Annotated in this window: 17 protein-coding genes; 4 read left to right on the plus strand and 13 right to left on the minus strand. The window is 74.4% G+C overall.

Features of this window, described 5'->3' with window-relative positions; translation table 11 throughout:
• Positions 1 to 11: 11 nt before the first annotated feature.
• On the minus strand, positions 12 to 821 hold the full coding sequence (gene recO, locus ACSNOA_RS25860; RefSeq protein ID WP_436662177.1) for a DNA repair protein RecO: 810 nt from the start codon (positions 819 to 821) through the stop codon (positions 12 to 14).
• 102 nt (positions 822 to 923) lie between these two features.
• On the opposite strand from recO, the gene ACSNOA_RS25865 reads away from it, so the two are divergent.
• Positions 924 to 1754 (plus strand): DUF4097 family beta strand repeat-containing protein, encoded by an 831-nt coding sequence (locus ACSNOA_RS25865; RefSeq protein WP_436662179.1) that lies wholly within the window; start codon positions 924 to 926, stop codon positions 1752 to 1754.
• Here ACSNOA_RS25865 and ACSNOA_RS25870 read toward each other — a convergent pair.
• From ACSNOA_RS25870 to ACSNOA_RS25905, 8 genes are all read right to left on the minus strand, one after another.
• Positions 1735 to 2832: an acyltransferase family protein gene (locus ACSNOA_RS25870; protein WP_436662181.1), complete on the minus strand. Its 1098-nt coding sequence runs from the start codon at positions 2830 to 2832 to the stop codon at positions 1735 to 1737. The two genes, ACSNOA_RS25865 and ACSNOA_RS25870, sit on opposite strands and share 20 nt — an antisense overlap.
• Before the next feature lie 223 nt (positions 2833 to 3055).
• Positions 3056 to 3961, minus strand: coding sequence for a GTPase Era (gene era / locus ACSNOA_RS25875; protein ID WP_436662182.1), 906 nt, complete (start codon positions 3959 to 3961; stop codon positions 3056 to 3058).
• Complete coding sequence (locus ACSNOA_RS25880; protein ID WP_436662183.1) at positions 3958 to 4344, minus strand: cytidine deaminase; 387 nt, start codon at positions 4342 to 4344, stop codon at positions 3958 to 3960. The genes era and ACSNOA_RS25880 overlap by 4 nt, the downstream gene beginning before the upstream one ends.
• Positions 4337 to 5752 carry a hemolysin family protein gene (locus ACSNOA_RS25885; protein WP_436662453.1) on the minus strand — a complete coding sequence of 472 codons (1416 nt, stop codon included), beginning with the start codon at positions 5750 to 5752 and terminating at the stop codon, positions 4337 to 4339. The genes ACSNOA_RS25880 and ACSNOA_RS25885 overlap by 8 nt, the downstream gene beginning before the upstream one ends.
• A complete protein-coding gene (ybeY, locus tag ACSNOA_RS25890; protein ID WP_436662184.1) occupies positions 5728 to 6201 on the minus strand; it encodes an rRNA maturation RNase YbeY in 474 nt (157 codons plus the stop codon). The genes ACSNOA_RS25885 and ybeY overlap by 25 nt, the downstream gene beginning before the upstream one ends.
• Before the next feature lie 15 nt (positions 6202 to 6216).
• Positions 6217 to 7275, minus strand: a complete 1059-nt coding sequence (locus ACSNOA_RS25895) for a PhoH family protein (RefSeq protein WP_436662186.1) — start codon at positions 7273 to 7275, stop codon at positions 6217 to 6219.
• A 191-nt stretch (positions 7276 to 7466) separates the two neighbouring features.
• Positions 7467 to 8813, minus strand: a complete 1347-nt coding sequence (locus tag ACSNOA_RS25900; RefSeq protein WP_436662454.1) for a serine hydrolase domain-containing protein — start codon at positions 8811 to 8813, stop codon at positions 7467 to 7469.
• Positions 8814 to 8836: 23 nt separating this feature from the next.
• The gene (locus tag ACSNOA_RS25905; RefSeq protein ID WP_436662187.1) at positions 8837 to 9196 is read right to left on the minus strand and encodes a histidine triad nucleotide-binding protein; all 360 of its coding nucleotides are present in this window, start codon (positions 9194 to 9196) and stop codon (positions 8837 to 8839) included.
• A gap of 68 nt (positions 9197 to 9264) precedes the next feature.
• Here ACSNOA_RS25905 and ACSNOA_RS25910 point away from each other — a divergent pair, with 68 nt between their 5' ends.
• A complete protein-coding gene (locus tag ACSNOA_RS25910; RefSeq protein WP_436662188.1) occupies positions 9265 to 10026 on the plus strand; it encodes an SDR family NAD(P)-dependent oxidoreductase in 762 nt (253 codons plus the stop codon).
• Between the two features lie 123 nt (positions 10027 to 10149).
• Here ACSNOA_RS25910 and ACSNOA_RS25915 read toward each other — a convergent pair whose 3' ends face one another.
• From ACSNOA_RS25915 to hrcA, 3 genes are all read right to left on the minus strand, one after another.
• A complete protein-coding gene (locus tag ACSNOA_RS25915) occupies positions 10150 to 10884 on the minus strand; it encodes a 16S rRNA (uracil(1498)-N(3))-methyltransferase (protein ID WP_436662190.1) in 735 nt (244 codons plus the stop codon).
• A 53-nt stretch (positions 10885 to 10937) separates the two neighbouring features.
• On the minus strand, positions 10938 to 12083 hold the full coding sequence (dnaJ, locus tag ACSNOA_RS25920) for a molecular chaperone DnaJ (RefSeq protein ID WP_436662455.1): 1146 nt from the start codon (positions 12081 to 12083) through the stop codon (positions 10938 to 10940).
• 72 nt (positions 12084 to 12155) lie between these two features.
• Entirely contained in the window at positions 12156 to 13178 is a 1023-nt protein-coding gene (hrcA, locus tag ACSNOA_RS25925) for a heat-inducible transcriptional repressor HrcA (protein WP_436662191.1), read from the minus strand.
• 293 nt (positions 13179 to 13471) lie between these two features.
• Between hrcA and ACSNOA_RS25930 the strand changes: the two genes are divergently transcribed.
• Positions 13472 to 14101: a DUF4870 domain-containing protein gene (locus ACSNOA_RS25930; RefSeq protein ID WP_436662193.1), complete on the plus strand. Its 630-nt coding sequence runs from the start codon at positions 13472 to 13474 to the stop codon at positions 14099 to 14101.
• Between the two features lie 35 nt (positions 14102 to 14136).
• On the opposite strand, the gene hemW is transcribed toward ACSNOA_RS25930, so the two are convergent.
• Positions 14137 to 15360: a radical SAM family heme chaperone HemW gene (hemW, locus tag ACSNOA_RS25935; protein WP_436662456.1), complete on the minus strand. Its 1224-nt coding sequence runs from the start codon at positions 15358 to 15360 to the stop codon at positions 14137 to 14139.
• A gap of 19 nt (positions 15361 to 15379) precedes the next feature.
• Between hemW and ACSNOA_RS25940 the strand changes: the two genes are divergently transcribed.
• On the plus strand, positions 15380 to 16162 hold the full coding sequence (locus tag ACSNOA_RS25940) for an enoyl-CoA hydratase family protein (protein ID WP_436662195.1): 783 nt from the start codon (positions 15380 to 15382) through the stop codon (positions 16160 to 16162).
• Positions 16163 to 16244: the final 82 nt, after the last annotated feature.

A 16244-nucleotide genomic window follows, 5' to 3' on the forward strand; every position in this document is an offset into this window, starting at 1 on the left:
CGTTGATCCGATCACTCGCTCTTCTCCCTGCTCAGGCCATCCGCACCAGCGCCCGGGGCACCCCGGTCGACCAGCGGAAGCGAGCGTAGCGCGCGTTCCAGGTGCCACTGCAGGTGCGCCGCCACGAGGCCGCTGCACTCCCGGCGTACGCCAACCTCGGTGGCGTCGGCCACCCGCCAGTCGCCCGTGCTCAGGGCCGACATCAGGTCGACGGTGGCGGGCGAGGGGTGGGCCGCGCCGGGGGGCCGGCAGTCCGGGCAGACGGCGCCTCCGGCCGGGACGGAGAAGGCCCGGTGCCGCCCCGGCGTGCCGCACACGGCGCACGCGGTGAGCGCCGGCGCCCAGCCGGCCAGGGCCATCCCGCGCAGCAGGTACGCGTCGAGGACCAGGGTGGTGGCGTGACTCCCCTCGGCGAGCGCGCGCAGCGCGCCGAGGGTGAGCTGGAACAGCCGCAGCGACGGCTCCCGCTCGACCGGGGTGAGGCGTTCGGCCGTCTCGGCGATGGCGCTGGCCGCCGTGTAGCGCGGGTAGTCGCCGAGGAACCGCTTGCCGTAGAGGTCGATCCCCTCGACCTGACTCACGGTGTGCAACGCGCTGCCCTGCTCGCCCTTCGGGTCTCCGGCGAGTTGCAGGTCGACGTGCCCGAACGGCTCCAGCCGGGCGCCGAACTTGCTCGTGGTGCGCCGCACCCCCCGGGCCACCGCGCGGATCCGGCCGTGCCGGCGGGTGAGCAGGGTGATGATCCGGTCGGATTCGCCGAGCTTCTGCACGCGCAGCACCACCGCGTCGTCGCGGTAGAGCTGTCGGCGGTATCCGGCCATCGGGCCATTCTCCCTCGGGGTGTGAAATCAGGGTCGGTTCGGGGTGGAACGGCGGACGAACCCCGATGTGCCGGGCACCGGCCCGGCCGTAGCGTGCTCGGCATGAGCCTGCACCTCACCACCGGCGAGCGCCCCGGCGCCGGCCGGCGAGCGGCCCGCCACCGCGCGACCGCGCCCGTCGCGCTCGGCGCGGCGGCCGCCCTCATCCTCCTCGCCGGGTGTGACGACCTGGCCTTCCGGCGGCTGGACTTCGACAACACCGAGACCGTGCGGATCACCACGATCCGGGTGCAGCCCGGCTCGGGCGATGTGGTGGTGCGGGCCAACGGCAGCGCGTCCGAGGTCCGGATCAAGCGGGTCGTGCGTTACCAGGGCGCCGAGCCCACGGCGCGGTACGAGATCAAGGGCACGGAGCTGGTGCTCGACACCGACTGCGGGTCACAGTGCAGCGTCTCGTACGAGGTGACGGCGCCCGAGGGCGTCGCCGTGCAGGGCGAGAGCGCCTCCGGTGACGTCGAGCTCAGCCAGGTGGGCGCCGTGCAGATGCTGCTCCGGTCGGGCAACGTCCTGCTCACCGGCGCCACGGGCCCGGTACGGCTGGAGACCCGCTCGGGTGACATCGAGGTCTCCGAGGCCGCGGGCCCGGTCACCCTCCGCGCCGCCTCCGGTGACATCTCCGCCCGGCGCCTCCGGGGCGACGTGGACGCGGAGGCGAAGTCCGGCAACGTGGTCCTCGAACTGGAGAAGGCCGCCTCGGCCCGGGCGCACGCCTCCAGCGGCGACGTCAGCCTCGTGGTGCCCGCCGGCCGTTACCAGGTCCGCTCCGACGCGGCCTCGGGCGACGCGAACGTCACCGTGGCCGACGACCGGTCGGCGGCGCTCGTCCTCGACGTGAGCACCCGCAGCGGCGACATCAACGTCTCCCAGCGGTGACCTCCTCCGCCACCGGGCCACGCGGCGCCGGCACGGTGACCCGGGGAGCGGCCGTCGAGGGTTGCGACGCCGAGCGTTCCCGTCGGCCGGGAAGCAGTTCCGGCGGCCGGCGGGCGGCCACGTCCTCCACCCAGCCGACGGCCATCGTCACCACGCCGACCAGGGCGAAGACCAGCACCACCCGGATCGCCAGCCCCACCGGGTCCTGGTGCGACCACCCCACCACGTCCACGAGCGGGGTCAGCGCCACCACGAACGGCATGTGCCAGAGGTAGACGGTCAGCGCTCGCCGGTTCAGCACGGTCACGGCCCGCCCGAACACGGGGACGCGGTCGACCCACGCCGCGCCGGCGGGCCCCCGGCCGAGCACGACCAGGACGAACGCGGCCGACCAGAGGGCGTTGCCGAGGTGGATGTCGTTGAGGTCGTACCCCCGGGGGCCGGGGTGCGTGGCGATCCAGGCGCCCCCGGCGGCGGCGAGCACCAGCACCGCCGGGACGAGCACCCGGTTGGCGAGCCGGCGCAGCATCCCCGCGTGGTGGGCGAAGCCGAGCAGCCAGGCGCCGAAGTAGAGACCGAACTCCCGCGCCGGGCCGGGCGCGTCCGCCCACAGGCCCGACTCGATGGCCACGAGCAGGGCGTACGGCGCCAGCAGGGTGGGCAACGGGGCGCGGCGGAACAGCCAGAGGGCCACCGGTGAGGCCAGCACGAACCAGAGGTAGTCCCGCAGGTACCAGATGACGCTCAGGGCCAGCGCGCCCCAGTGGTTGGCCGGCGGATCGGCGACCGGGAGGAGCCAGAGCAGCACCCGGGGCGTGAGCGGCAGCCCCGTGAGCAGCATCGCCGGCACGAACACGGCGGCCAGCACCCACAGCGACGGCAGCAGGCGACGCAGCCGGCGGAGCACGGCGGTCGGACCGGACCGCTCCAGCGAGGCGGCCATCAGCGAGCCGGCCAGCGCGAACATCACCGACATGGCCGGGAACACGAGGGTCAGCGATGCCCAACCGGTTACGTGGTAGACGACGACTCGGACGATGGCCAGGAAGCGGAGCAGGTCGAGGTATCTGTTTCGCATCAGCCTGCATCTGTCTCGGGGGCAGGGGGCGGATGTCTCCTACCCTCCGCCGCGCCGCCGGCAACCGGTTGCACGCCCCGAGCAGACGTGAAACTTCCCATACGCCCGACCGATGCCGATCAGCGCCTCCCCCGTCCGGGGCATCCGGAATCCACCGTCTGACCGGCGGCGATCAGCCGGACGGCGGCGCAGGCCGCCGTCCGGCTGATGGTGGTACGGGGTGTCAGAACCCGAGCTTGCGCAGCTGCTTCGGGTCGCGCTGCCAGTCCTTCGCCACCCGGACGTGCAGGTCGAGGAAGACCCGGCTGCCGAGCAGCTCCTCGATCTGCTTGCGGGCGGTGGTGCCGACTTCCCGGAGTCGGCTGCCCCGGTGGCCGATCATGATCGCTTTCTGGCTGGGCCGCTCGACGTACAGGTCGGCGTAGATCCGCATGAGCTGCCCCTCCGGGATCATCTCCTCGACCACCACGGCGATGGAGTGCGGCAGCTCGTCGCGGACCCCCTCCAGCGCCGCCTCCCGGATCAGCTCGGCGACCAGCACCTGCTCCGGGTCGTCGGTGAGCATGTCGTCCGGGTAGAGCTGGGGGGACACCGGCAGGTAGCCGGTCATCACGTCGACAAGCGTGTCGACCTGGTGCCCGGAGACGGCGCTCACCGGCACCACGTCCGCGAACTCGGCCAGCTCGCTCACGGCGAGGAGCTGCTCGGCGAGGCGCTTGCGGTCCACCAGGTCGGTCTTGGTGACGACGGCGAGCACGGTGGCCTTCAGCTCGCCCAGCTCGCCGCTGATGAACCGGTCGCCCCGCCCGATCGGCTCGTCGGCCGGGATGCACAGGCCGATGACGTCGACCTCGCTCCAGGTCTGCCGGACCAGGTCGTTGAGGCGCTCACCGAGCAGCGTACGGGGACGGTGCAGGCCCGGCGTGTCGACGAGGACGAGCTGCGACTCGGGCCGGTGCAGGACGGCCCGGATGACGTGCCGGGTGGTCTGCGGCTTGTTCGAGGTGATCGCGATCTTCTGGCCGACGATCGCGTTGGTCAGCGTCGACTTGCCGGCGTTGGGCCGCCCCACGAAGCAGGCGAAGCCCGCCCGGTAGGGGCGTTCCTCCGGGCCGCGCGCGGCGGTCACTCCGTCACCGTGCCGAGGACGGTGCCGTCCGGCGCCGCGACGTGGATCGGCGCGTCGGCGGAGAGGTCCCGCACCGCCGCGTGCCCGGCCCCGTCCAGCGTCGACGCCTCGGTCACCACGGCGGCCGCCTCGAGCCGCGTCGCGCCGGCGGCCGCCGCCGAGGCGACGGCCAGTTGGAGTGCGCTGAGCACCAGCGACGGCAGCGCCACACTGGCCGCCGCGTACGTCCGGCCGTCCTGGTCACGGACCGCCGCTCCCTCCACGGCGCCGACCCGGCCCCGCGCGCCGCGGGCCAGGACGATTAGCTTGCCGTCCTCGGCGCTCAGCTCGGCGGGTGCGGACGGCGTGGGCCGCGGGGCGGGCACGGCGGGCGACTCAGGCATCGGCGGGTTGCCTCTCCTCGGTGCGGTTGGGGTTGCCCCGCGACTCGGCGTGCTCGCCGCGCCCCGGGTGCTCGTGCTCGTCGGCCGGCTCGACGCGGCTCACGAGCACGGTGTCGATCCGGTTGCGCCGGCCGGTGGTGCCCTCGGCGATGAGCCGGAGGCCGGCCACCTCGACGCGCGCGCCGGGGATCGGCACCCGGCCGAGCGACTGGGCCAGCAGGCCACCGACCGTCTCCACCTCGTCGGTGGGCAGCTCGGTGTCGAACAGCTCGCCGAGGTCCTCGACCGGAAGCCGGGCGGTGACGCGCACCGACCCGTCCTCCAGGCGTTCGACCGGCGGGCGCTCGACATCGTACTCGTCGGTGATCTCGCCGACGATCTCCTCGAGGATGTCCTCGATGGTGACCAGGCCGCCGGTGCCGCCGTACTCGTCGACGACGATGACGAGGTGGTTGCGGGCCGCCTGCATCTCGGAGAGCAGGTCGTCCACGGGCTTGGACTCCGGGACGAAGGTGGCCGGCCGCATGAGCCCGGCGACGGGGAGCTGCTCGGCGGCCGGGTCGCCGCCGCGTACGCGCCGGATCAGGTCCTTGAGGTAGAGCACGCCCAGCACGTCGTCGACGCTCTCGCCGATCACCGGAATCCGGGAGAAACCGGACCGCAGGAAGAGCGCGAGCGCCTGGGAGAGCGTCTTGCCCTCCTCGATCCACACCATCTCCGTACGCGGGACCATCACCTCGCGGGCGATGGTGTCGCCGAGGGCGAAGACGGAGTGGATCATCTGCCGCTCGCCGTGCTCCACGACGCCGCGCTGCTCGGCCAGGTCGACCAGCTCGCGCAGCTCGACCTGGGTGGCGAACGGGCCCTCCCGGAAGCCACGGCCCGGGGTCACCGCGTTGCCGATGAGGATGAGCAGCGAGGCGAGCGGGTTGAGCGCGCGCCCCAGCCAGCGGACCAGCGGCGCCACCGCCCGGCCCACCGGGTAGGCGTGCTGCCGGCCCAGCGTGCGGGGCGCGACCCCGACCACCACGAAGCTGACCACGGTCATCGCGCCGGCGGTCACGAGCGCCGCCCGCCAGCCCGCGCCGAACGTGTCGACCGCGACCAGGGCCACCAGCGTGGTGGCCGTCAGCTCGGCGAGCAGCCGCAGCAGCAGGAGCAGGTTGAGGTGCCGGACCACGTCGCCGGCGACGGCCTGCAGCGTCCGGGCGCCGCGCGCGCCGTCGCGGGCCAGCTCGGCGGCCCGGGCCGGCGACACGGCAGCGAGCGCCGCCTCGGTCATCGCGATCAGCCCGGCGAGCACGACCAGCCCGGCAGCCACGAAGAGCAACTGCAGGTCCGGCAGGCCGGCGGTCGCGCCGGCTGCGGAGGCCTGGAGAGACATCACTGGGACCGGCTCGACCGCCAGCTGGACAGCAGTCGGGCCTGGAGCGCGAACATCTCCCGCTCCTCCTCAGGCTCGGCGTGGTCGTACCCGAGCAGGTGCAGCACGCCGTGGACGGTGAGCAGGTGCAGCTCGTCGGCGGGCGAGTGGCCGGCCGTCGCCGCCTGCTTCGCCGCCACCTCCGGGCAGAGCACGATGTCACCGAGCAGGGCCGGTTCGCCGCCGGCCGGGGCGCTCTCGCCCGGGCCGTGGTCGACGCTGCCCTCGTCCATGGGGAACGCGAGCACGTCGGTCGGCCCGTCGCCCCCCATCCAGCGGTGGTTGAGCTCGGTCATGTAGTCGACGTCGACCAGCAGCACGGACAGCTCGGCGAGGGGGTTGACCCCCATCTCGTCGAGGGCGTGCCGGGCGACGGCGAGCACGGCGTCGGTGTCGACCTCGACACCGGACTCGTTGGCGATCTCGATGGACAAGTGGATTCCCCTGATCTAGCGGCGCCGGCCGGACCGGCCGCCCTGTGCGGCCCGCCCCGGCACGGCGTGCACGCTCTGCTGGCCCTGCTGGTTCTCCCGCTCGTCCCAGCGGGCGTACGCGTCGACGATCTCCCCGACCAGCCGGTGCCGGACCACGTCGGAACTGGACAGCTGGGCGAAGTGGACGTCCTCGACGTTGGCGAGGATCTCCCGGACCACGCGCAGGCCGCTCGTCGTGCCGCCGGGCAGGTCGACCTGCGTCACGTCACCGGTCACCACGATCTTGGAGCCGAAGCCGAGCCGCGTGAGGAACATCTTCATCTGCTCGGGCGTCGTGTTCTGCGCCTCGTCGAGGATGATGAACGCGTCGTTGAGCGTCCGACCACGCATGTACGCGAGCGGGGCGACCTCGATCGTCCCGGCGGCCATGAGCTTCGGGATCGAGTCCGGGTCGAGCATGTCGTGCAGCGCGTCGTAGAGCGGCCGCAGGTACGGGTCGATCTTCTCGTTGAGGGTGCCGGGCAGGAAGCCCAGCCGCTCACCCGCCTCGACCGCGGGCCGGGTGAGGATGATGCGGTTGACCTGCTTGGCCTGAAGCGCCTGCACGGCCTTCGCCATGGCCAGGTAGGTCTTGCCCGTGCCGGCGGGGCCGATGCCGAAGACGATGGTGTGCGCGTCGATCGCGTCGACGTAGCGCTTCTGACCGAGGGTCTTCGGACGGATGGTGCGGCCGCGCCGGGAGAGGATGTTGAGCGTCAGGACCTCGGCGGGCCGCTCGGCGCTGCCCTGCTCGAGCATGCCGACGGTACGCCGGACGGCGTCAGTGGTCAGGGTCTCGCCTTTCTCGATGAGTTCGAGCAGCTCACTGAAGAGGCGCTCGGCGAGGGCGTTGTCCGCGGGCGCGCCGGAGATCGTGATCTCGTTGCCCCGGACGTGCACGTCACTGTTGACCGAGCGTTCGACGAGTCGCAGGATCTCGTCACCCGCACCGAGCAGGTTGACCATGATCTTGGAGTCGGGGACCGTGATCCTGGTCTGCACCTGGGGCGGGCCGGGAGGTGGGGTGCCGGTCATAGCTCGGGCCGAGGGGCCCTGTGCCACCTGCTCTCGATCTCGGCGCCGGCCCTGGTGGCGCGGCGTGCGGACGTTGCACTCATCGTATCGGTTCAACAGCGGCGGCACCGTGTGCATTTCCTCGGCACGGGCCGGGTTCCACCGGCCGGACGAAGGGGGACGAACCGGGCGGTCCGCCCCCCCCGGTGGCGTCACGCGCCGGCGCGGAAGTCGTACCGGTCGAAGGTCTCCTGGTGGCGGGTGAACCGGTAGGTCGCCCAGTGCATCCGGACCACCGTGCCCTGCTCGTCGCGGGTCAGCCGCAGCAGCTCGCCGACCTCCCGACCGGAGACCGTACGGAACACGTCCGGCCGGTCCGGCACCGGTGCGAACACCGCCGGCGGCTTGCCGGCCGGGTCGCCGGCGCCCCGGGCCCGCAGCGCCCCGTCGTGCCACGAGAAGACGTACTCGAAGCCCTCCCCCCACCAGCGGCCGAGCAGCCCCCGCACGGACGCGGGCGCGGGCGGGCCCGGCCGCCACGGGTCGATGTCGGCCGGGTCGTGCTCGACCGCCGCGGCGAGCAGCCGGTGCGGCAGGTCGAGGGCCTCCGCCGCGGTGCCGGAGGAGACGAGCACGGCGCAGCCCATGGCGGCGGCCGTGCCGTCCCCGCCGCGCCGCCCGTAGACCCCGGCCAGGAAGCCCGGCATGGCGCCGTCGTGCCCCACGTGCACCACGCGCTCGCCCTGCGGGACCAGGATCAGGCCGAGCCCGAAGCCGCCGGACCAGAGCGTCTCGTCGGTCACCGTCACCGGCCAGCGCATCTCGTCGAGGGTGGCGGGGGCGAGCACCCGGCCGGCCGCGTCGAGCGCCGCGGGATCGGCCAGGAAGGCCGCCCACCGCGCCATGTCGCCGGCGGTGCTCCAGAGCTGGGCGGCCGGGCCGACCGCGCCGAAATCGGTCGGGGGCTCCGGGTGCGCCTCGTCGGAGTACGCGTCCACGAGGAAGCCCGAGGCGGCCCGCCGGCCAGGCGTCACCGTGGTGCGGGTCAGCCCCAGCGGGGTGAGCACCCGATCGGTCAGCACCTCCGCCCAGGTGCCGCCGCGCAGCTCGCCTACGAGTCGGCCGAGCAGCGCCATGCCCAGGTTGGAGTAGTGGTAGCGGCGTCCGGCCGGCAGGACCCGCTCGGCGCGGGCCAGGTCGGCCAGCAGCCGCTCGGCGTCGGGGGCGGCGAGGGTGTCCCAGACGTCGCCGTACGGCTCCCGTTGCAGGCCGGACGTGTGCGAGAGCAGCCGGCGCACGGTCAGCTCGCCGTGCGCCGGCAGGGCCAGGTGCCGGCCGATCGGGTCGTCCAGGTCGAGCAGGCCGTCGTCGCGGCACTGGAGGGTGAGGACGGCCGTGAACGTCTTGGTGACCGAGCCGATCCGGAACCGGGTCTCGGGGTCGAGCGCCGTGTCGTTGCCGGTGCCGCCGACCGTGCACGTCCACAGCGGCCGGTCGGCCCGGTGCAGGGCCGCCGAGACGGCCGGAATCCGGGCCTGCGCCTGCACCTGGCGGACCATGCGGTCCAGCCGGTCCGCCGCGCTCACGCGACGGTCCGGGTCAGCATGGGGCCGAGCGGCGCGCCACCGAGCAGGTGGGCGTGCGCGTGGAACACCTCCTGGCCGCCGTACGTCCCGGTGTTGAAGATCAGCCGGAAGCCGTCGCCGAGCAGCCCCTCGTCCTCGGCCACGGCGGCGGCGGTGGCCAGCACCTCACCGGCCAGCGCCGGGTCGCCCTGCGCGAGCGTGGCGACGTCCGCGTAGTGCTCCTTGGGGATCACCATGACGTGCACCGGCGCCTGCGGGGAGATGTCGCGGAAGGCGAGGGTGGTGGGGGTCTCCCGGAGGACGGTGGCCGGGATCTCCCCGGCGACGATGCGGCAGAACAGGCAGTCGGATCCCATCCGGGCATGCTAAGCGCTGGCCCGGGGGCCCGTGGGCGAGGCCGGGCCGCTCGGGCATGATGGCCGGCGTGACTTCACGGGCGGTACTGGTGACGGGTGGCTCGCGCGGCATCGGGCGGGCGGTGGTGAGGGCCTTCGCGGCCGGCGGTGACCGGGTGGCGATCCACCACCGGGACTCGGCGGAGCTGGCCGAGGAGCTGCGGGCGCAGCTGCCGGGCAAGGGGCACCTGGTCGTACGCGCCGACCTCGCCGACCCGGACGCGGTCCAGGCCATGGTGGACGAGGCGGCCGGCCGGCTCGGCGGGCTGGACGTGCTCGTCAACAACGCGGGGGTCTTCGGCCCGGCCGACCCGCCGCACCCGGTCTTCGAGACCAGCTACGAGCAGTGGCGGCAGCGGTGGCGCGAGGTCCTCGACACCAACCTGTTCGGCGCGGCCAACGCCACCTGGTGCGCCGCGCAGCACATGCGCGGGCGGGGCGGCCGGATCGTCAACGTCTCCTCCCGGGGGGCGTTCCGCGGCGAGCCGGCGAACCCGGCGTACGGCGCGAGCAAGGCGGGGATGAACGCCATGGGCCAGTCGCTCGCGGTGGCCCTGGCTCCGTACGGCATCACGGTGGCCACGGTCGCGCCGGGCTTCGTCGAGACCGACATGACCAACGAGCACCTGAAGGCCGAGCGGGGCGCCGCCGTACGGGCGCAGAGCCCCTTCAACCGGATTGCCCGCCCCGAGGAGATCGCCGCCGCGGTGCACTGGCTCGCCTCGCCCGAGGCCGAGTGGGCCTCCGGCACGATCGTCGACCTCAACGGCGCCTCGTACCTGCGCAGCTGACGGCTCAGAATCCGATCGCACTGCCGATCATGCAGTTGTGGTGGGCGGAAGACCCGCCTACGTCCGATTTGGCAGGCACCACAACTGCATGATCGACGGCAGCACGGGGCGCCGAGCCCCGGATCACCAGCGCCCGAGGCGCGTCGAGAGCACGGACAGGGCCGCCACCCCGGCCGTGGACGTGCGCAGCACCGAGTCGCCGAGGCGTACCGGGCGGGCGCCGGCCGCGCCGAAGGCGTCCAGCTCGGCCGGAGCGATGCCGCCCTCCGGGCCGACCACCAGCACGATCTCGCCGACGTCCGGCAGGGCCGCCGTGGCGAGCCGGTCGACGGCCTCCTCGTGCAGCACGAACGCCGCGGCCGCGCCGGCGATCCGGCGGGCCACCCGGTCGGTCGACTCGTCGGGGGCGCCGGCCACCACCGGCAGCCACGCCCGGCGGGCCTGCTTGGCCGCCTCCCGGGCCGTGGCCGCCCACTTCTCCCGGGCCCGTACGCCCCGGTCGCCGCGCCACTGCGCCACCGAACGGGACGCCGCCCAGGGCACGATCTCGTCCACCCCGACCTCGGTCATCGCCTGCACGGCCAGCTCGCCCCGGTCGCCCTTGGCGATGCCCTGCACCACGACGAGCCGCGGGACGGGCGCGTCGACGTACCCCCGGGCGGTGATCGCGAGGTCCAGGCTGCCCCGGCCGACGGCGGTGACCACGGCGGCGGCCGTGCCACCCCGGCCGTCGGCGAGCAGCAACTCCTCGCCCACACGCAGCCGCTGGACGGTGGCCGCGTGGTGGCCCTCGGGCCCGCCGAGCGTCAGGGTGTCGGTGGTGGGCAGCGACTCGACCAGGAACAGCGGGGCGGACACGGTCATCAGGCTAGCCGCCCCGGCATTGGCCGGGACGGCGAGCCGGGCGCGTCTCAGGCGTGGCCGTTGAAGGCGTCACGCATCCGGGAGAAGAAGCCGCCCTGCTTGGTCAGCTCGGCGACCTCCTCGCCCCGGGTCTTCGCGAAGTCGCGCAGCATCCGCTCCTGGTCCGCGTCGAGCTTCGTGGGGGTCCGCACGTCGAGGTGGACGTAGAGGTCGCCCCGACCGGTGCCGCGCAGGTGCGGCACGCCGCGGGCGCGCAGCCGCAGCGTGCTGCCCGGCTGGGTGCCGGCCTTGACGTCGACGGCCTCCTCGCTGTCCAGCGTCTTGATGGTCAGCCGGGTGCCGAGCGCCGCCGCCGTCATCGGCACGGTGACGCGGCAGTGCAGGTCGTCGCCCTTGCGGGAGTACACGTCGTGCGGCCGCTCGTGGATCTCCACGTAGAGGTCGCCGGCGGTGCCGCCGCCCGGGCCCACCTCACCCTGCTGGGCCAGCCGGATCCGCATGCCGTCCTCGACGCCGGCCGGGATCTTCACGGTCAGCGAGCGGCGGGTGCGCACCCGGCCGTCGCCGGCGCAGGTCGGGCAGGGGTGCGGGATGGTGGTGCCGTAGCCCTGGCAGACGGTGCACGGCCGGGCGGAGACCACCTGGCCGAGGAACGTGCGCTGCACCGACTGCACCTCGCCCCGGCCGCCGCACGCCTCGCAGGTGGCGAGGTGCGTGCCGGCGGCCGTGCCGGCGCCCGAGCAGGTGGTGCACAGGACCGCGGTGTCGACCGTGATGGGCGCCTCGACGCCGAACGCCGTCTCGTGCAGGTCCAGTTCGAGACGCAGGATCGCGTCGGCGCCCGGCCGGGTACGCGGGCGCGGCCCCCGCGCGCCGCCGGCCGCCCCGCCGAAGAAGGCGTCCATGATGTCCTGGAACCCGACGAACGGGCCGGCGCCGCCGGGACCACCCGGGCCGCCCGCGCCCCCGCCGCCCGGGGCGAGCGGGTCGCCGCCCAGGTCGACGATCTGCCGTTTCCGGTCGTCCGAGAGGACCTCGTACGCGGCGTTGATGTCCTTGAACTTCTCCTGGGCCTCCGGGTCCGGATTGACGTCCGGGTGGAACTGGCGCGCCAGCTTGCGGTAGGCGCGCTTGATCTCGTCGTCGGAGGCGTCCCGGCTCACGCCGAGAATGCCGTAGTAGTCCCTGGCCACTGCGTTCCGTGTCCTCATGTTCGTCTCGCGTTGCGCCGGCCGCCGGCCGGGACGGCCGTCGGTGCTGCCTGGTCAGTTCTGGGCCAGCAGGTCGCCCACGTAGCGTGCCACGGCCCTCACCGTGGCGATGGTGCCGGGGTAGTCCATCCGGGTCGGCCCGAGCACGCCGAGGCCACCCACGATGGTGGCGCCCGGCCCGTAGCCGGTGCTCACCACCGAGGCGGCGCGGAGGTTGTCGATCTCGTTCTCGTCGCCGATGCGGACCCGCGTGGTGCTCGGCTCGACCTCGCCGATGAGCTTGAGCAGTACGACCTCCTCCTCGAGCGCCTCGAGGATCGGTCGCAGCGAGCCCTGGAAGTCGAGGAGGCCGCCGCGGGTGAGGTTGGCCGTGCCGGCCAACGCGATCCGCTCCTCGTGCCGCTCGACGAGGGTCTCCAGCAGCACGCTGGCGAGGGTGGCCATGGCGGCGCGCCGGTCGGGGGTCGCCTCGTCGACCAGCGCCTGCACGAGCGGCGGCGTGTCCGACAGCCGGGTGCCGACCAGCTTCTCGTTGACCACCCGGCGCAGGTCGGTGACGTCGTCGGCGGGGATCGGCGCGGGCATCTCGACCAGCCGCTGCTCGACCCGCCCGGTGTCGGCGATCATCACGAGCATCAGGCGAGTGGTGGAGATCGGCACCAGCTCCAGGTGCCGGACGGAGGAGCGGGCCAGGCTCGGGTACTGCACGACGGCGACCTGCCGGGTCAGCTGGGCCAGCAGGCGGACCGTGCGGTGCACCACGTCGTCCAGGTCGACGGCGCCGACCAGGAAGCGCTCGATGGCACGGCGCTCGGCGGGGCTGAGCGGCTTCACCCGGGACAGCCGGTCGACGAACAGCCGGTAGCCGCGGTCGGTGGGCACCCGACCGGCGCTGGTGTGCGGCTGCCGGATGTAGCCTTCCTCCTCGAGCACCGCCATGTCGTTGCGGACCGTCGCCGGAGAGACCCCGAGCTGGTGCCGCTCGACGAGCGCGCGGCTGCCGACCGGCTCCTGCGTGGCGACGTAGTCCTCCACGATCGCGCGGAGCACGGCGAGCTTACGGTCGTCGAGACCCATCCTCCCCACCTCCTACGCGCGTCGGCCCCCGGCGCTCGGCACCGCGGGCGGGCGTTCCTGGCACTCGACTGTAGCGAGTGCCAGTCTACGTCGGCGGGCCCGCCGACGCGATGATCAACGACGGACGACCGGTGCGGCACGGTCCACGTCACCGCCGCCCGGGCGCCGCCGCCCGGCCGAAAGGCGCCGCGGGACGGGGCCCGAGCGGGTCGCCCATGGACGGCCGATCGGCCCCACTGGCCCGTCGGGCTCGCTCTGGCGTGACGTTGCCGGCGGCCCCTACCGTGACGTGCATGACTGAACCACCTCGCCCTCCCGGCACGGGTGAACCCGGCGGTCCGCCGCCGGAGCCGACCCCGCCGCCGGCCGCACCCGGCCCGTCCGCCACGGACGAGCCCCCCACCGCACCACTGTCCGGGGCCGCCGACCCGGGTGGCTATCCCCCGCCCGGGGGCTATCCGCCACCCGCCGGTGGCCAGGGGTCGCCGGGCGGCTACCCGCCCCCAGGTGGTGGCGTCCCGCCGGGGGGCTACCCGCCGCCCGGCGTCGGGTATCCGACCGGCGGCTACGGCCCGGCCGGCGGCAACGACGACAAGACCTGGGCCCTGGTCGCCCACTTCGGCGGCGCCGCGGGCATGTTCCTCAGCGGCGGCGTGCTCGGCTGGATCGCCCCGCTGGTGGCCATGCTGGCTCGGGGCAGCCAGTCGCCGGCCGTCCGGGCGCACGCCGTGGCGGCGCTCAACTTCCAGCTCGTCTGGTCGATCGTCGGGCTGGTCGGCTGGGTGCTCGCCTGCATCCTGATCGGTTTCGTGGCGGTCGGCGCGGCGGTCATCATCGGCACCGTGTTCGGCATCATCGCCGGGGTCAAGGCCAACGAGGGCACCCCGTACCGCTACCCGATGTCGGCGAACCTCATCAAGTGACCCGGCCGGCCGCTCCCCCGGCCGGTCGGGCACCGCTAGGGCAGCAGGTCGCGCACCACGGCGTCGGCGAGCAGCCGGCCGCGCAGGGTGAGCACGGCTCGGCCCGCCGCGTACGCCGCCGCGTCCAGCAACCCGTCCGCGAGCGCGCGCCCGGCGCCCGCGCGGCCCGCCGCGTCCAGCACGTCCAGGGGCAGGCCGGAGGCGAGCCGCAGACGCAGCATGACGTCCTCCGTGTGGGCCTCGTCGGCGGTCAGCACCTCCCGGGCCAGGCCCGGTGACCGATCCGCGGCGAGGCGCTCGGCGTACGCCGTGGGGTGCTTGACGTTCCACCAGCGCACGCCGCCGACGTGGCTGTGCGCCCCCGGCCCGAGCCCCCACCAGTCGCCGCCGGCCCAGTAGAGCAGGTTGTGGCGGCAGCGGGCGGCGGGCGTACGCGCCCAGTTGGAGACCTCGTACCAGGAGAAGCCGGCCGCGCCGAGCGCGGCCTCCGCGGCCAGGTAGCGGTCGGCCGCCACGTCGTCGTCGGGGTACGGCAGTTCGCCGCGGCGCATCCGGGCGGCGAGCCGGGTGCCGTCCTCAACGATGAGGGCGTACGCGCTCACGTGGTCGGCCCCGGCCGCCACGACCTCGTCCAGCGACCGGGCGAAGTCCTCGGCGCTCTCCCCCGGCGTGCCGTAGATCAGGTCGAGGTTGACGTGGTCGAATCCCGCCTCGCGCGCCTCCCGTGCGGCGGCCGCGGCCCGGCCGGCGCTGTGCCGCCGGTCGAGGATCGCCAGCACCCCGGGCGCGGCCGACTGCATGCCCAGCGAGATCCGGGTGTAGCCGGCCGCCCGCAGCGCCTTGAGCGACTCGGGCGTGACCGACTCCGGGTTGGCCTCGGTCGTCACCTCGACGTCGGCGGCGAGGCCCCAGGTGCGGTCGACGGCGTCCAGGATCCGGGCCAAATCGTCGGCGGGGAGCAGGGTCGGCGTGCCGCCGCCGACGAACACCGTGTCCACCCGCCGCGGCGGGGCGTCGCCGAGGACCCGGGCGGCGAGCCGCAGCTCGGCCAGCACGGTGTCCGCGTACGCCTCGCGGGTGGCGCCGCCGCCCAGCTCCGCCGACGTGTACGTGTTGAAGTCGCAGTAGCCGCAGCGGCTGGCGCAGAAGGGCACGTGGACGTACACGCCGAAGCCACGCGCGCCGACCTCGCGGGTCGCGGCGGCGGGCAGCGCGCCGTCGGTGGGGACGGGTTCGCCTTCTGGAAGGACGCCGGGCATGGCCACTAGTGTGCCCGGCATGACCTCTCCCGACGCGCTCGTGCGGGTCGCCACGGCCCGCGGGGTGACCACCCTCACCCTGGACAGCCCGCACAACCGCAACGCGCTCTCCACCCCGCTGATGACGCAGCTGCTCGCCGGCCTGGCCGCCGCGGTCGCCGACGACACGGTCCGGGTGATCGTGCTCGACCACACCGGCCCCGTCTTCTGCTCCGGCGCGGACCTCAAGGAGACCGCCGCGGCGTACGCGAGTGGGACGGTGCCGGCCGGAATGCTCGGTGACGTGCTGGCCGCCGTCTGGGAGTGCCCGAAGCCGGTGGTGGCCCGTGTCGCCGGCCCGGCCCGCGCCGGCGGCCTCGGGCTGATCGCCGCGGCCGACGTGGCGGTCTGCGCCGAGGAGGCCACGTTCGCCTTCACCGAGGTGCGCATCGGGGTGATCCCCGCGGTGATCTCCGCGACCGTGCTGCCCCGGCTGCACCCGCGGGCGGCGGCCGAGCTGTACCTGACCGGGGACACCTTCGACGGCCGGCGGGCCGCCGAGATCGGCCTCGTCACGGCGGCGGTGCCCGCGGACGCGCTGGACGCGGCCGTGGAGCGGTACTGCGGGTCGCTGGTCCGGGGCGCGCCCGGCGCGCTCGCCGGCGCGAAGCAGCTGCTGCGTCGCCCGGCCGCCGCCGACCTGCGGGCCGAGATCGCCGAGCTGGCCGCGCTGTCGACCGGCTACTTCCTCTCCGACGAGGGGCGGGAGGGGGTGCTGGCGTTCCGGGAGAAGCGGGACGCGAGCTGGGTGCCCGCCCGGTAGCCCGTTTTCCGGCCCGGGCGCCGGGAACCCGGCGGCGACCTGCGGTTGGAGGCTTCCCGGGAGCCCGGTGACGAACCGGAGG

Origin of the sequence: Micromonospora sp. URMC 103 (assembly GCF_051386435.1) — a bacterium.
Taxonomy (GTDB): domain Bacteria; phylum Actinomycetota; class Actinomycetes; order Mycobacteriales; family Micromonosporaceae; genus Micromonospora.

Excerpts from the sequence above, each read along its gene's own strand:
- recO (WP_436662177.1), bottom strand. The coding sequence starts at position 821 with ATGGCCGGATACCGCCGACAGCTCTACCGCGACGACGCGGTGGTGCTG.
- ACSNOA_RS25865 (WP_436662179.1), top strand. The coding sequence starts at position 924 with ATGAGCCTGCACCTCACCACCGGCGAGCGCCCCGGCGCCGGCCGGCGA.
- ACSNOA_RS25870 (WP_436662181.1), bottom strand. The coding sequence starts at position 2,832 with ATGCGAAACAGATACCTCGACCTGCTCCGCTTCCTGGCCATCGTCCGA.
- ACSNOA_RS25880 (WP_436662183.1), bottom strand. The coding sequence starts at position 4,344 with ATGCCTGAGTCGCCCGCCGTGCCCGCCCCGCGGCCCACGCCGTCCGCA.
- ACSNOA_RS25895 (WP_436662186.1), bottom strand. The coding sequence starts at position 7,275 with ATGACCGGCACCCCACCTCCCGGCCCGCCCCAGGTGCAGACCAGGATC.
- ACSNOA_RS25900 (WP_436662454.1), bottom strand. The coding sequence starts at position 8,813 with ATGGTCCGCCAGGTGCAGGCGCAGGCCCGGATTCCGGCCGTCTCGGCG.
- ACSNOA_RS25905 (WP_436662187.1), bottom strand. The coding sequence starts at position 9,196 with ATGGGATCCGACTGCCTGTTCTGCCGCATCGTCGCCGGGGAGATCCCG.
- hrcA (WP_436662191.1), bottom strand. The coding sequence starts at position 13,178 with ATGGGTCTCGACGACCGTAAGCTCGCCGTGCTCCGCGCGATCGTGGAG.
- ACSNOA_RS25930 (WP_436662193.1), top strand. The coding sequence starts at position 13,472 with ATGACTGAACCACCTCGCCCTCCCGGCACGGGTGAACCCGGCGGTCCG.
- hemW (WP_436662456.1), bottom strand. The coding sequence starts at position 15,360 with ATGCCCGGCGTCCTTCCAGAAGGCGAACCCGTCCCCACCGACGGCGCG.
- ACSNOA_RS25940 (WP_436662195.1), top strand. The coding sequence starts at position 15,380 with ATGACCTCTCCCGACGCGCTCGTGCGGGTCGCCACGGCCCGCGGGGTG.